This is a genomic window from Actinomadura sp. HBU206391, assembly GCF_014323665.1.
In the GTDB taxonomy this organism is placed as follows: Bacteria; Actinomycetota; Actinomycetes; order Streptosporangiales; family Streptosporangiaceae; genus Actinomadura_C.
Map to the genome: position 1 here is coordinate 1 of NZ_JABVEB010000028.1, position 14,047 is coordinate 14,047.

The window sequence follows — 14,047 nt, forward strand, 5'->3', positions numbered from 1 at the left end:
ACGCGAGGTTGCGCGCGACCGTCTCGGAGGCGCCGCGCACCGCGGTGAGGTCCGGGCCGCCGTCCGGCGAGAGCGGTGTGGGCACGCAGATCACCACGGTACGGGCGCCTTCGAGGATCGCCTCGTCCAGGCTGGGCGTGAACCCGGCCGCCAGCATCGCCTCGACCTCGTCGGCGGACACGTCGTCGATGTGCGACGACCCCGCCTCGAGACCTGCCACGACGCGGGGGTCCCGGTCCAGCCCGCCGACCCGAAGCCCGGCCAGGCAGGCTTCGCGCACCAGAGGCAGCCCGACGTATCCGAGCCCTATGACCACGAGATCCACGCGGCGCTCCCTTCGCATGTTCCCCCCGGGGAAGTGGGGCCGATCCGGGGCGGGGGGTAGTACGGCCCGGTCAGCCGACGTCGCGGTAAGCCTTCAGGTAGCCGGTGGCGACCGCACGCCACGTGCGTCTCGCCCGGACCCAGTCCTGGGCGGCCTCACCGATTTTTCGGCGTTGCTCAGGACTGTAAATCAGGTCTGTCAACAACTGGGCCCAGGCCTCTGGGTCTTCCGGAAGAGTTAACGTGCCGGTCACGCCTGGTTCCACGATTTCACGGAGAGCTTTGACATCACTTGCTATTACTGGGACGCCTCCGGCCATCGCCTCGACGGGCTTGAGCGGGGTGACCAACTGGCAGACTCGGTCCGCCCTGCGGGGGACGGCAAAAAGATCAAGGACGGCGTGGAATTGACGGACCGACGACATCGGCACGCGGCCGGTGAAGACGGCGTGCACCCTCTGCTCGGTGGCGCGCCGTTCCAGCGCCGCGCGCTCAGGTCCGTCGCCGACGAGCAAAAGGGTGATCGGCGTGCCCCGGTCGCGCAGCAGCCCGGCCGCGTCAATAAGCGTGTCAATGCCCTCGTAACCATAGAACGACGATGTGAGCCCGGTCACCATCGCGTCGGGCGCGATGCCGAGCGACGCGCGCAGCGCGGTGCCGTCGGGCAGCGGTTCGAGGAAGGTGTCGTCGACCGCGTTGGGCACGACGACGATCTTCTCGGGGTCGACGCCCCTGCCGGCGATCTCGTCGCGCATCGCCTCGCCGAGCGTGACGACGCGGTCGGCCTCCTGGATGCAGCGGGTCTCGAGCTCTCTGGTGAGACGGTAGAAGTCGTCCTGCTCGCTGTGCGCGGGATCGCGCGACAGCCACGAGTCCTCGAGGAAGCCGCGCACCTCGTACACGACCGGCAGGCCGTAGCGCTCGCGCAGCTCCAGCGCGACGGCGGCGTTGAGGTGATTGCTCACCGGGTGCAGCACGGCCGGCCGCAGCCGCTCGACCAGCCGCCCGGCGTGGTCGGCGCCGGCCCGTACGGCCGCGGCGAGGTCGCGCGGCGGCAACCAGGGCAGCAGGCGGTGGTAGGGGACACCGTCGACCTCGACGTACGATCGGGCATCGGCGACGCCCTGGGCCGCCGGGTGGCCGAGGCGCGACACCACATGCGGGTCCAGGCCCAGCTCCCGCTGAGCCAGAGCGATCTTGTGCGTCCGCACCGTGTAGCCGGCGTTGGTCCGCGGCAGCGCGTTGGTCACGAGCTGCAGCACGCGTCCCTCCACCACCGGCACCTCCACCGCGTCCCGCGGCCTGGCGGCGCCGGCGGCGGCTTGATCGACGCCCGTGTGATCGACGCCCGTGTGATCGACGACTGCGTGATCACGGCGGAGGCGGAGGAGGGCGCGGAGGTCGGCCACCTCGCGGCGGGGGTCGCGCGGACGCGGGACGGCAAGGGCGGCCAGCCGCCTGCGGGCCGGGCCCGGCATGAACCGTCGCGTCAGGCGAACGCCGAGCCGCAGGGCGCGGGCGGGATCGTCGCGCAGTTGCCGCACGCCGAGCCCGATGACGAAGACGACCAGCCTGAACCGATGCCGTCTCGCCCGAGGTCGTGTTTTTTCCAGCACGGCGGGCGAGCCTAGGCAAGTTCGATGAACAGAAGGGAAATCATGTCCGACCGTGTGTTTCCGGGTGATCGGCCGACGGGGGGCCATCCGCTGGTCGCCCACGTCCTCGGTGCGCGGCCCAACTTCCCCAAGGCCGCCCCGGTCATCAACGCCCTCGCCGACGGCGCGATCGGCACCGGGCAGGTCGTCATCCACACGGGACAGCACTACGACGAGCGGTTGTCCGAGATCTTCTTCCGTGAGCTCGGGCTGCCCGAACCCGATGTCAACCTCGGCGTCGGCTCCGGCACTCACGCGCAGCAGACCGCCGCGCTGATGGTCGGGCTGGAACGTGAGTTCACCGAGCGTTCACCCGCCCTGGTCATCGTGTACGGCGACGTGAACTCGACGATCGCCGCCGCCCTCGTCGCGGCCAAACTGCACATCCCGGTCGCCCATGTGGAAGCCGGGCTGCGCAGTTTCGACATGACCATGCCCGAAGAGGTCAACCGGCGCCTGACCGACCAGCTCTCCGATCTGTGCTTCGTCACCAGCCCGGAGGCGATCGGCCACCTCGCCGCCGAGGGCGTGCCCGTCGAGAAGGTGCACTTCGTCGGAAACCCGATGATCGACACCCTGCTGGCCAACCTCGCCACGTTCGACACCGAGGCGGTGCGCGCCGCCCACGGGCTGCCCGATCGCTACGTGCTCGCCACCATGCACCGGCCGGCCAACGTCGACTCGCCCGAGGTGGCGGCCGAGCTCGTCGGCCGCCTGCACGAGATCGCCGACCTGGCCGACGTGGTGATCCCGCTGCATCCGCGCGGCCGGGCCGTGCTGCTCGCCGCCGGCCTCGCCGACCACACGGGCGTGCACGTCCTCGACCCGCTGGGCTACATCGACTTCATCGCGGCCGTACGCGGGGCGGCCGCCGTCGTGACCGACTCGGGCGGGCTGCAGGAGGAGACGACCATCCTGGGCGTCCCGTGCCTGACCGTGCGTCCCAACACCGAACGGCCGATCACCATCACCCACGGCACCAACCAGCTCGTCACCTTCGACGAGCTGGTCCCCGCGGCACGGAAGGCGCTCGGGCAATCCGCCTCGGCCGGCCATGCCGCGTCGGACCGCACTCCGCCGCTGTGGGACGGTCAGGCCGGGCCCCGCATCGCCGAAGTGATCACGAGGTATCTGGGTGACTGAGTCCACCACGTCCGAGACGTCCGCAGGGACGTCCGAGACGTCTCCAGAGACGTCCGCCGAGCTGTCCAAGGCGCTCCGGACGCAGCAGGCGCAGGCCAACCGGCAGGTCGCCCGGCTGCGCGCCGCCGTGCGTGAGCGCGACAGCCGCCTGCACGAGGTGGAGGAGCGGCTCGCCGCGCTCGAAGGCTCGACGACCTACCGGTTCGGGCGCATCGTCGTGGGCGCGGCCCGCCGGCCCGGCCGCCGGGCCACGCGGCTGCCACGCGAGCTGTACCGGCTGTGGAAGCACCGGGACTCGCCGCAGCAGCCGGGCCAGGGCCGCGACATCACCCGGGTCCAGTCGGACGTCTTCGACCGGCAGGAGGACCGGCTGCTCGCCGCGTCTCCGTCGGCGCTCGAGGGCTCCGTACGGCAGCTCGTCATCGCCGGCGTGTTCGGCCCCTCCACCCCGGCCGACCTCGCCGGGTTCGCGCGCACCGTCCCGCTGTTCCCGCATGACGGCGCGCTCGTGCTGGAGTCGGCCGACGCCGACCTGCTGCTCGTCGACGCCGCAGCGGGCGCGGCCGGCGGGCCGTGGGCCTACCTCGGCGAGCCCGGGATGTACGACCGGGAGCGTACGCTCCGCACGCTCCTCGACGCGGCGGGCGGCCGGGAGCTGCCGGTCGTGCTGTGGCCGGCCGGCCGCGGCGACGAGGGCGAGCTCGCCGGTGTCGCGACCGCGCCCGGGCTGAGCCGGCTCGACTGGGACGCGATCGCCGTCCCGGGCGTGTCACTGCGCCGCTTCAACCCCGCCTGGGGAACGGCGCGCGACCGCACCCCGCTCGTCGTCGACCCCGGAGTGCGGCTGCCGCTGGGCGTACGCCGGGCCGTCGACGCCATCACCGCCGCGATCGGCGCGCGGGTCGCCGCGCCCGGGCCGGCGGAGCTGCCGGAACTGCTGCGGCGGCACGCCGTGACGGTGGCGGCCACTCCCGCGCAGGTGCCCGAGCAGCTCGCCTCCGGCGCCTTCGTCCTGTGCCCCGCCGCGGTCGCGGACGCCCTCCCCGCGGACCTGCGCGCTCACGTCCACGTGGTCACCGACCCGGCCGCCCTGCACGAGGTGCTCTCGGCCGTGCCCCGGCACGACCCGCGCCTGGCGCTGCGCACGCTGTTCCTGCGCCACTCGGCCCCGGTACGGCTCGCGGAGCTGTGCCGCCGGCTCGAGATCGACGCCGACCCCGCCGCCGCGCGCGGCGTCACCGTCGTGGCGGACGTCCACGCGGCGGCCGACGCGGCCCGGCTCGCCGACACCGTGCTCGCCCAGGCGCACCGTCCGGTCGAGGTGGTGGTCCGGCACGGCGTCGAGCTTCCCGCCGGGGCGTTCGCGACGGTCACCGCCCGGCTCGCCGAGCACGGCGTGACCGTCCACCTGCAGGCCGCCGACGGGCGCGCGGCCACGCCCGGCGACGCCGCGTGGGTGGCGCCGTGGCAGACCCGCGCGCACGTGCCCGACTCCTACCTGGCCGATCTGGTCTGCGCCGCGGAGTGCTCCGGCGCCGACGCCGTCGGCCCGGCGGGTTTTCCCGACTACACGTTCGTCACGGCGGTCGAGCCCGCGCTGGTCCGCCGGGAGCTGTACGAGACGGGCGGTGCCCCGGACGGGTGGGCCGCCCGGGGCGTCCGCCTCATGTCCCTTGACCCGAGAAGTTAGGAACCTCAGTGCGACCACGCGCCCTCGTTTACGGCGACGTCGATCTCAACCTCATCGACGGTTCGGCGATCTGGGCTCAGGGGATGGTGCAGGCCCTCGTGCGCGCGGGCTGCGCGGTGACGCTCGTGCTCAAGGCCCCGGTGCGCACGGGCCGGCTGGTCGACCCGCTCGCCGCCCTCGACGGGGTGACCGTACGGCGGCCGCACGAGGAGGGCCTCATCGAGGGCGGCGTGGGCATGACCGCCAAGCAGGCCGTGCGGATCCTCACCGACATCGACGCGGCGGAGCCGTACGACCTGGTGGTGATCCGCGGCCGGCGGCTGGCCGGCAAGCTCGCGCACAGCCCTCTGCGGGGCCGGCTGTGGACCTACCTGACCGACGTGCCGCAGTCGGCGGCCGAGTTCGACGGCAACGCGAAGGGCGAGCTCACCCGCATCGCCGAGGCGTCGCGGTTCCTGCTCTGCCAGACCGAGGAGCTGCGCTGCTTCCTCGAGGCCGCGGTGCCCGCGACCGCCGGGTCGTGCGTGCTGTTCTCGCCGGTCGTCGTGCTGCCCGACGGGCTGTCGCCGCAGGACCGTACGCCACCGGAAGGCCGGTCACTGCGCCTGGTCTACACGGGCAAGTTCGCGCCGCGCTGGAACACCTACGAGATGGCCGGGCTGCCACGCCTGCTGGCCGCGCGCGGTGTCGAGGCCGAGATGCACATGGTCGGCGACAAGATCCACGACGACCCGCAGGACCCGAACTACTCCCGGCGGATGCGCACGGCCCTGGAGTCGGCCGACGGCGTCGTGTGGCACGGCGGGCACCCGCGCGCCGAGGCCATGCGGCTGACGGCCGGCTGCGACATCGGGCTGTCGTGGCGGCACCCGGACATGGACGCCAGCCTGGAACTGTCCACCAAGGTCCTCGAGATGGGCGCCCTCGGAGTGCCGGTCGTGCTCAACCGGACGCCCATGCACGAGCGGCTGCTCGGCGCCGACTACCCGCTGTTCGCCGCGGCGGAGACCGACGTCGTCGAGGCCCTCGCGGTCGCCGCCAGGGAGCCGGAGACCTATGCCATGGCGGTCGAACGCTGCCGTCAGGCCTCCGCCGGTTTCTCGCTCGACGCCGCCGCCGACCGGCTGCGGCGCTACCTGACCCAGGCGTTCCCCGAGCCGTCCGAGGCGATCCTGCGGTCGTCCGGGCAGGGCGGTCGCCCGCTCAGGGTGGGGATCGCCGGGCACGATCTGAAGTTCTTCACGAGGCTGCTCGACTACCTCAAGTCCCGCCCGGACATGGAGGTCCGCGTCGACCACTGGGCGGCGCTGAAGGTGCACGACCCCGAGCGCAGCCAGGAGCTCGCCGACTGGGCCGATGTCATCATCTGCGAGTGGTGCGGCCCGAACGCGCTGTGGTACGCCGAGCACAAGCGGCCCGGGCAGCGACTGTTCGTGCGGCTGCACCGGTTCGAGCTCTACTCGGGCTGGCCGCAGCGGCTCGACATCGGCGCCGTCGACCGGGTCATCTGCGTCAGCCCGCACTATGCCGACCTGACCCGCAAGATGACCGGCTGGCCGACCGACAAGGTCGTGGTGGTGCCCAACTGGGTCGACGACACCCAGTTCGACCGGGTCAAGCTGGACGGCGCCGAGCACCATCTCGGCATGATCGGCATCGCTCCCTCGCGCAAGAGGCTCGACCTGGGGCTCGACGTGCTGGAGCAGCTGCGCCGTGACGATCCGCGGTTCATGCTCTTCATCAAGTCCAAGCTGCCCTGGGACTACTGGTGGATCTGGCAGCGCGAGGAGGAGCGGGAGCACTACGAGCAGGTCTTCCGCCGCATCCGCCGGTCGCCGCTGCTCGCCGGCGCTGTCGTGTTCGACTCCTACGGCCGTGACGTCGCCTCGTGGCTGCGGCGGATCGGGTTCGTGCTGTCCACCAGCGACGACGAGAGCTTCCACCTCGCCCCGGCCGAGGGCATGGCGGCCGGGGCGGTCCCGGCGCTGCTGCCGTGGCCGGGGGCGGAGACGATCTACGACCCGCACTGGATCCACGCCGACCCGGCTGCCATGGCCGCCTCGATCGCGGCGACCGTACGGGAGGGACGCTGGGAGGATGAGCGGCTGCTCGGCCGGGTCCAGGTGCGCGAGGCCTACGCGCTCGACGAGGTCTGCCGTCAGTGGACCGGCCTCCTCGCCGGCGAGGCGATGTAGAGGTAGACGTAGAGGTAGATGCAGAGGTAGATGCAGAGGTAGACGGGCCTGTTCCCGGTCGTCGGAGCCTGTTCACCCCGGACGCCGAGTCGTAGGCCTCCGTCCGTGTTCATCGACGCGGTCGTGAGGATGTCTCAGTCGAAGTCGTAGACGGTGACGGGGATGTCGCGCTCGGACAGCGTGTCGATGATGATCGGCTCTATTCGTTCCCACTTGCCGCCGGCGAGCCCGCAGCCGATGCGGGGCATGTGGAGTGAGGCGCCGAGGCGCAGGGCGTCGTCTCCGACGGTTCGCAGACACTGCTCGACGGCGTCGTAGCGGATCGGTGGCCCGCTGCTGCCGGTCTTCATGCCATGCTGGGCGACCATGTTCGCGACCCAGGTGTCAGGGCGAACCTGTACGAGCTGCACGGCTCCGAGGGCGAAGTCGCTGCTCGCCCGCTCCCGGTGTCACCGGCGGTATTCGCGCTCGGGCTCCGGCCAGCGCCGGGAGATCGCCAGCACGAACCCCTTGCCCCACCCGCCGCGGTCGTTGCAGACATGGGTGATGATCTTCGGGCCTTTGGCCTGAGGGCTGGTCGCGTCGCCTTTGATGATCCGCAGTGGTTCCACGGCGGCCATGCTGACCCAGGTAGCGATCATGGGTCTAGAGGTGAGCCCGGTTCGGCGTCGGAGCGGCACGGTGGGTCTGCGAGGATCTACCAATGCAGCGAGCTGGGGTCGAGGTCCACGACGAGTCGGCGACGTCCGCCGCTCCGGATGCCGAGAAGAGTGAGCGGCGGCGATCGTGGCGGTCATGGCGGCCGGGGCTGACGACGCTGGGGCATCCGAGCGTGGTGGCGGTGCTGGTCTGGCTGGTCGCGGCCCCCTTGGCGGCCCTCGTGCCGTCGGTGCTGGACGTGAACCCGTTCACGCAGGCGGGCGCCGACGTGCCGCTCGTGCTCGGCGGGTTCGCCGTGGCGGCGATCGCCGGTCTGGCACTGTGGAAGCGGAGCCCGGTCGTGATCGGCGTGGCCGCCGGCCTGTTCGCGGCCTGGACCGTGCTGCTGCTGCGCACCGCCTGGCACGGCACGCCCTTCCCGGCCGAGGGGCTGTACGGGGACACCGGCCGGCTGGCGGCAATGGCCACCCGCTACACGGTCACCTCGGCCAGCACTGACGGCCTCGTCGAGGGCGTGGCCTCGGAGTATCCGCCGCTGTACCCGTGGCTGATCGGCAAGACGGCCGTGCTGCTGGACATCGAGGCCTGGCGGCTGCTCGCGCCGGCCGCGATCCTCGTGGTGTCGGCGTCGATCGTGGTCGGCTTCGCGCTGTGGTCGCGGCTGACCTCGCCGGGAGCGGCACTGGCGATCACCGCGCTCGGCCTGGCGGTCTTCGGCAAGCCGGTCAAAGCGTACGAGGTCATCGCGCTGGCGATCATCATCCCGCTGCTGCTGTTGACGGCGGGATCGCCGGACAGAGGGCGGCTGCACTGGCTGCCGGCCGGTCTGATCGGCGGGCTGATGGCGCTGACCTACTACGCCTACCTGGCGTTCGCGGTGCTGGGCGTGCTGACGCTGGTGTGGCTGACCTGGCGGGCGGAGTCCGACCGCAGGGCGTACGTCCTCTACCTCGGCCGCATCGTCGCCGTCATGCTGGTCGTGACGTCGTGGTACCTGATCCCGTACGTCTGGGCGATGTTGCACGGCGGCCAGCAGGTCGCCGACATGTTCCAGTCGAGCCTGATCTCCATGAACCCCCTGCTCTTCCTGGAGATGACCCCGCTGGGCATCGCCCAGCTGGTCGGGCTGGCGGGCCTGCTGTGGCTGCGCCGTTCGGTGTGGTGGGCGCCCCCGCTGCTCGCGGTCGTCCTGGGAACGTACGCCTACTACCTGATCAGCCTCGCGCGCTACGTGGCGACCTCGCACACGGGCCTGTTCTACTACGCGTTCCCGGTGATCTCGGCCGCTCTCCTCGCGGCGGCGGTGCTCACGGTCCTCCATGTGGTTCCGGCGCTCGTACGGCATTTCTCCGCGCCGTCCCCGGCCGGCACCGGCGTCGCCGTCATGTCCATCGTGCTGGTCTTCGCCGGATACACCTACTGGCACACCAACATGCCGAGCGTCCTCTGGTACTCCACGCCCACGGGCGGGGGCAGGCCCGACTTCGGCGCGGGCGCGAAGTCCAACCGCGATGCCGCCTACGCCCACAACCAGGCGTTCCCGGGCGGCTCCCGGCCCCGGTTCGCCGGCGCCGCGGCCCGGGCCGAGAACCGGCCGTGGTTCCCGGTCGAGCCGATCCAGCGGGCGGTGGAGTCGACGCTGGGCCCGGGAGCGCGCCCGAGCACGCTGTCCTACGACGAGCAGTTGTTCGCGTTCCTGCCGTGGCGCGGCTACATGGGGGTCGAGCGCATCGCCTCGTACGGCCCGGTCCGCTGGGACGACAGGTACGCCGAGGTCACCAGACTCTCCAAGATCACCGACCCGGCCGCCTTCGCGCAGGCCTCGGCGAACACGAAGTTCGGGCCGATCGACGTCTTCGTCCTGCACCGGGAGAAGACCGGCCTGGTCTGGCGGGCGCGGCAGGTTCCGACAATGCCGACCTTCCAAGCGCAGCAGTTCGACCCCAGGACCTTCGTCGTCGTGGACGGTCTGCCGGCGGACACCGTGGTGGCCGTCCGCCGGCCCTGAGTCTCAGCCGAGGGGTCTCAGCCGAGTGGTGCCAGCCGAGGGGTCTCAGCCGAGTGGTGCCAGCCGAGTGGTGTCAGTCGATTGGCGTCAGCCGAGGGCCGAGTGATCTCCGACTCGGAGCCATCGGCACTCGTAGCCGCCCAGGTTGAGTGCCGCGCGGCCGTCGGCCGACACCGGGGTCGTCCCGTCCACCAGCAGGTCGGTGAGCACATGGGAATCGTCAAGGCCGGCCGTTTCGACTTCGACCTTGACCGGGTCGGCAGTGAGGTTGTGCACCGCGATAACCGCGGCGTCGCCGGCCGTGGTGCGATGCGCCAGCACCGCGTCCGTTCCGGTGTCGAGTACGGTGCACTCGCCCCAGGCCAGCTCGGGGTTCTCGCGGTAGCGGCGCACGAGCAGGCTGATCCAGGACAGCAGCGAGTCCGGGTCGCCGAGCTGCGCGCCGACGTTCACCCGGTCGGGCCCGTAGTCGCCCTCGACCACCGGGCCGGGGAACCGATCGGGATCGGCGGCGGAGAATCCGGCGCCGTCGCCGGACCTCCACTGCATCGGCGTTCGCACCGCCATCCGGCCCGGGATGTCCAGGTTCTCGCCCATGCCGATCTCCTCGCCGTAGAACAGCACGGGAGTGCCCGGCAGTGAGAACAGCAGGCTGTAGACCATCCTGATCCGGTCCTGGTCGCCGTCGAGCATCGGCGGCAGCCTGCGGCGCAGACCGCGCCCGTACAACTGCATGTCCTCGTCGGGGCCGAAGGCGTCGAACACCTCCTGCCGCTCGCCGTCGCTGAGCTTGTCGAGGGTCAGCTCGTCGTGGTTGCGGACGAAGGTGGCCCAGTGCCCGTCCTTGGGCGGGGCTGGCCGCTCGCGGATGGCCGCCGCGAGCGGCCGGGCGTCGCCGCGGGCGAGCGCGAGGTACATCTTCTGCATGCCGATGAAGTCGAAGCACATCGTCAGTTCGGGACCGTCGCCGTCACCGAAGAAGCGCATCGTCTCGTCGTAGCTCAGGTTCACCTCGCCGAGCAGCACGGACGAGCCGCTGCGCCGGGACTGGAAGGCGCGCAGGTCGGCGAGGTACTCGTGCGGGTCGGGCAGCTTCAGCTCGTCGGCCTGGCCGGCGGTCTCGAGCAGGAACGGCACCGCGTCGACCCGGAAGCCCGACAACCCGAGCTCCATCCAGAAGCCCACGATCCGGGCGATCTCATCGCGGACCGCCGGGTTGGTGATGTCGAGGTCGGGCTGCTGCTTGTAGAAGCGGTGCAGGTAGTACTGCTCGGTCTTCTCGTCGTACTCCCACAGGCTCTTCTCCTTGTCGGGGAAGGTGATGCCCTGCGGTCCGTCGGCCGGCGGCTCGTCGGCCCACACATACCAGTCACGGTACGGAGAGTCGAGGCTCTCGCGTGCGCTCTGGAACCAGGGGTGCTGATCCGAGGTGTGGTTGACGACCAGGTCGGCGATGACCCGGATGCCCCGGTCGCGCGCCGTGCGGACGAACTCCACGAAGTCGCCCAACGTGCCGAGGCGCTCATCGACGCCGTAGAAGTCGGTGATGTCGTACCCGTCGTCGTTCTCCTGAGTCGGGTAGAAGGGCATCAGCCAGATGCAGGTGACACCGAGCCGGTCGAGATAGTCGATCCGCTCGGTGAGGCCGCGGAAGTCTCCGATCCCGTCGCCGTTGCCGTCCTGGAACGTCTCGACGTCCAGGCAGTAGATGACCGCGTTCTTCCACCACAGGTCCGCTGTGCGGGCCGGCATGCTGGGGGGCACTGTTGACTCCCTGACCTCGGAGGTTTCGTCTGCATCGCGTCCGCACTTCTTGTGCCCTGGTCAGCGACACGAAACATTCGTGAGGTGAGGCGGCCGCCGCCTGCGCCTGTGCCTGGAAATGCAAAAGCCCCGACCGTGGTCGGGGATGTGCTGGCACAGGAGCGCAAACTGACAGCCATCAGCGGAATCGGCCCGGTTCGGGTGGCGGAGATCGAAGCGGCTCTCACAGCAGCAGGGTTCGACTTGGGCCACGATCACCGATGCTGTGATCGCAGACCTCGCGGGCGCACCGGCGGTCAGCGGGAAGCGCCATCGACGTGAACTGTCGAAAGGCGGAGGGCCGCGGGTTCTTGTCGCGCTAACAGTAATGGGGTCGGCGGAATCATCGGTCCCCGGCCTGCTGTGGGGCGGGCTCAGCCACGCAGCCGGCGTCCGCACTCACGTCGAGGTGCGATGGCATATGACGTGTGCGGCCGAATGCATGGCGTATGGTCCTAATCAATCCTCGATTGAAAGCTTTGACTTACGTGCGCGGATTACGCATCTATGGTTTGGTGTATGAGGTCTCGTGGACCGATAGCACAGGACCATTGGCGCAGATCTGGGCACCGGCAGGTTGGTGGCCGCGGGGTGGTCTGGCCGGATGAGGACAAATGGCGGGTCGACGGGGTAGCGGGACGTCTCATCTCCCAAAGGATATGAGGAGGGTGCTGTGGTGGTTCGACGTCGGGGCTGGTTGGTCGCGGGTGGAGTGTTCCTGGCCGGGGTTGTGACGGCGTCCGTGGCCTGGTTCTGGCCGGAACCGAAGCCGGTGGCGCTCGTCCGCGACTATTTCGAGGCGATCGGTGAGCGCAAGGTGGAGGAGGCGCTCAGGGTGGCGGGGGTCCAGCGTCCCCGGGGTGAGCGGGGACGGTTCCTGGTGCCAGAGGCGATAGACGGTGGCTTGGAGATCGCGAAGATCACCGTGGAGTCCGAGGACAGCGAATACGCCGATATGACGGTCGTTGTGGAGTCCCGGGACGGGGTTCCGTTCCCGCGCAGGGTGAGGGTGCTCAAGGAGAAGGACGGCCTGCGGCTCGCAGATCCGTTTGCGGTTGTGGTGTTCGAAAAGACCGCTCTGCGGTACGCCGAAGTCGGTGGGGTGCGGATTCCCTTCGTCGCCGAGGACGAGAACGGGGACGGGTACGAGGACAATAGCGTCACTTACGATCTCTTTCCTGGGGATTACCGGTTTTACGCGGGACGCTCGGACATTGTGCGCACCCGGGTAGAGCAGAGCTGGTTGTGGGGCGGGGCGAGGGTGGAACCTCAATTCACTATAACGCCGGTCGGGCAGCAGGCCGTGGCAAGGGCGTACAAATCGTTCATTGACCAGTGTGTGAGGAAGGGCGGGGTTCGCCCGCAGGGGTGCCCCTTCGGCAGGGATATTTCGAGTTCTTTCACTTGGCGAAGCTACCCCTTTCCTGAATTTCGGCAAACGTCGTGGAGGGTACTGAAATATCCGACAGTGGTCGCCGCTCCGGGCACTGAAGCGCTGGAGCTCAACGAGCGGGAACCCGGCATCGTCGAATTGACGGGAGTCGGCAAAGTCAATTCGGCGAAGCCCTCCAGGCGTTTCAGCGCCCAGTGTGAGATCAACACGGGGGATGTCGAGGTCGTGGTGGGCATGGACCAACGGATTTCGATCAGGGACACGTCGGGTTACCCGTTGAACACCTGCCGGAAAGCCCCGGCTCCAGTGCGCTGAGAACCTGAATGGGACACGATCATCGTGGTGCGGGCGGGCGAGCGGACGGCGTGCCGCCGAAGCGATCGCAGTGGCCGATTGACTGGGCCTACCCGCGAATCCGTCGTTGAGTTGCGGCGTGTCGTCGGTGCGAGCCCTGCGACACCGACGACACGCCGCAACTCAACGCGCGCCGTGGGCTTCAGTGGGGTGGGGGCGCTGTTAGCGGCGCTCCGAAGGGGCCTACGCGGAGGCGGCGTCGAGCTCCTTCAAGCCGAAGCCGAGTTGGCTGTACAGCTCCAACTGATCGAAGTACTCCCGGTGCGTCTTGATCTTGCCGTCCTCGACGAAGGTCGAGCATGTGGACCGGAGGGTGATGCGGCGGCCCGTTCCATCCAGCACACGCCCATCTGGCAGAAGGAAGGGTCCGGTATGTGTCCCGGTCATGGTCCATTCCGTCACCGCAGGGTTATCGCAGTCGCCGAGCTCGAACCACGGTGTCAGGTGAAGGTCTGGGAAGCCCTGGAATAAATGTCCGTAGAGCCAGGCGATCTGCTCATGTCCTTCTGCGACGCCTGACGGCGTCACATATACGGCGTCTGGACGGTAGCAGTCGAGCACTCCCTGCAGGTCGTGAGCATTGATCGCCTCGCCCAGCCGGTGTTTGAGGTCCCAGAAAGTAGACATGGGATGCCCCTCGCTGATGTTGAGGGCCGCCGACGCTCTCGATGGATCGAGATGGCATTGCCCCAGCGCCTGGTGAGCGCCTGATCGAACTCAATCATCAAATTTTTATGTTATCCGGCGAAGGGTCAGCTGCTGATCACGGCCGCGTTTGCCGCACACCAAGGACATGTCACGGTTTCCCATCGGCTCCTGTCG

At 69.8% G+C, this 14,047-nt stretch carries 11 protein-coding genes and 1 pseudogene; 5 read left to right on the top strand and 7 right to left on the bottom strand.

All coding sequences use genetic code 11. The annotated features are described in order from the left end of the window. Together HKK72_RS12645 and HKK72_RS12650 are read right to left on the bottom strand one after the other, a co-directional pair. A pseudogene (locus tag HKK72_RS12645) lies at nucleotides 1-325 on the bottom strand (nucleotide sugar dehydrogenase); the annotation flags it as partial. Nucleotides 326-395: 70 nt separating this feature from the next. Beyond that, nucleotides 396-1,940, bottom strand: a complete 1,545-nt coding sequence (locus HKK72_RS12650; RefSeq protein WP_315987209.1) for a glycosyltransferase family 4 protein — start codon at nucleotides 1,938-1,940, stop codon at nucleotides 396-398. Between the two features lie 42 nt (nucleotides 1,941-1,982). Between HKK72_RS12650 and wecB the strand changes: the two genes are divergently transcribed. The 3 genes from wecB to HKK72_RS12665 all read left to right on the top strand — a co-directional run bounded on the left by wecB (nucleotide 1,983) and on the right by HKK72_RS12665 (nucleotide 7,007). Next, complete coding sequence (gene wecB, locus HKK72_RS12655; protein WP_187234519.1) at nucleotides 1,983-3,122, top strand: non-hydrolyzing UDP-N-acetylglucosamine 2-epimerase; 1,140 nt, start codon at nucleotides 1,983-1,985, stop codon at nucleotides 3,120-3,122. Next, nucleotides 3,115-4,812 carry a hypothetical protein gene (locus HKK72_RS12660; RefSeq protein ID WP_187234520.1) on the top strand — a complete coding sequence of 566 codons (1,698 nt, stop codon included), beginning with the start codon at nucleotides 3,115-3,117 and terminating at the stop codon, nucleotides 4,810-4,812. Before wecB ends, HKK72_RS12660 begins: the two co-directional genes overlap by 8 nt. A gap of 83 nt (nucleotides 4,813-4,895) precedes the next feature. Beyond that, nucleotides 4,896-7,007 (top strand): glycosyltransferase, encoded by a 2,112-nt coding sequence (locus HKK72_RS12665; RefSeq protein WP_187234550.1) that lies wholly within the window; start codon nucleotides 4,896-4,898, stop codon nucleotides 7,005-7,007. Here the strand turns inward: HKK72_RS12665 and HKK72_RS12670 are convergent. From HKK72_RS12670 to HKK72_RS40875, 3 genes are read right to left on the bottom strand one after another with little or no spacing between them, the layout of a single operon-like run. Beyond that, on the bottom strand, nucleotides 6,971-7,120 hold the full coding sequence (locus tag HKK72_RS12670; RefSeq protein ID WP_187234521.1) for a hypothetical protein: 150 nt from the start codon (nucleotides 7,118-7,120) through the stop codon (nucleotides 6,971-6,973). The two genes, HKK72_RS12665 and HKK72_RS12670, sit on opposite strands and share 37 nt — an antisense overlap. Nucleotides 7,121-7,141: 21 nt before the next feature. After that, on the bottom strand, nucleotides 7,142-7,417 hold the full coding sequence (locus tag HKK72_RS40870; protein ID WP_315987210.1) for a hypothetical protein: 276 nt from the start codon (nucleotides 7,415-7,417) through the stop codon (nucleotides 7,142-7,144). 39 nt (nucleotides 7,418-7,456) lie between these two features. Beyond that, complete coding sequence (locus HKK72_RS40875; RefSeq protein WP_261986759.1) at nucleotides 7,457-7,648, bottom strand: hypothetical protein; 192 nt, start codon at nucleotides 7,646-7,648, stop codon at nucleotides 7,457-7,459. A 62-nt stretch (nucleotides 7,649-7,710) separates the two neighbouring features. Here HKK72_RS40875 and HKK72_RS12680 point away from each other — a divergent pair, with 62 nt between their 5' ends. Next, nucleotides 7,711-9,675: an arabinofuranosyltransferase gene (locus HKK72_RS12680; protein WP_187234522.1), complete on the top strand. Its 1,965-nt coding sequence runs from the start codon at nucleotides 7,711-7,713 to the stop codon at nucleotides 9,673-9,675. A gap of 87 nt (nucleotides 9,676-9,762) precedes the next feature. Here the strand turns inward: HKK72_RS12680 and HKK72_RS12685 are convergent, their stop codons facing one another. Then, a complete protein-coding gene (locus HKK72_RS12685; protein ID WP_315987211.1) occupies nucleotides 9,763-11,439 on the bottom strand; it encodes an alpha-amylase family protein in 1,677 nt (558 codons plus the stop codon). A 712-nt stretch (nucleotides 11,440-12,151) separates the two neighbouring features. On the opposite strand from HKK72_RS12685, the gene HKK72_RS12690 reads away from it, so the two are divergent. Then, nucleotides 12,152-13,186 carry a hypothetical protein gene (locus HKK72_RS12690; protein ID WP_187234523.1) on the top strand — a complete coding sequence of 345 codons (1,035 nt, stop codon included), beginning with the start codon at nucleotides 12,152-12,154 and terminating at the stop codon, nucleotides 13,184-13,186. Between the two features lie 222 nt (nucleotides 13,187-13,408). Here the strand turns inward: HKK72_RS12690 and HKK72_RS12695 are convergent, their stop codons facing one another. Next, on the bottom strand, nucleotides 13,409-13,852 hold the full coding sequence (locus HKK72_RS12695; protein ID WP_187234524.1) for an ester cyclase: 444 nt from the start codon (nucleotides 13,850-13,852) through the stop codon (nucleotides 13,409-13,411). Nucleotides 13,853-14,047: the final 195 nt, after the last annotated feature.

Coding starts and splice junctions, on each gene's coding strand:
- wecB (WP_187234519.1), top strand. CDS start 1,983: ATGTCCGACCGTGTGTTTCCGGGTGATCGGCCGACGGGGGGCCATCCG.
- HKK72_RS12665 (WP_187234550.1), top strand. CDS start 4,896: ATGGTGCAGGCCCTCGTGCGCGCGGGCTGCGCGGTGACGCTCGTGCTC.
- HKK72_RS12670 (WP_187234521.1), bottom strand. CDS start 7,120: ATGAACACGGACGGAGGCCTACGACTCGGCGTCCGGGGTGAACAGGCT.
- HKK72_RS40875 (WP_261986759.1), bottom strand. CDS start 7,648: ATGATCGCTACCTGGGTCAGCATGGCCGCCGTGGAACCACTGCGGATC.
- HKK72_RS12680 (WP_187234522.1), top strand. CDS start 7,711: ATGCAGCGAGCTGGGGTCGAGGTCCACGACGAGTCGGCGACGTCCGCC.
- HKK72_RS12695 (WP_187234524.1), bottom strand. CDS start 13,852: ATGTCTACTTTCTGGGACCTCAAACACCGGCTGGGCGAGGCGATCAAT.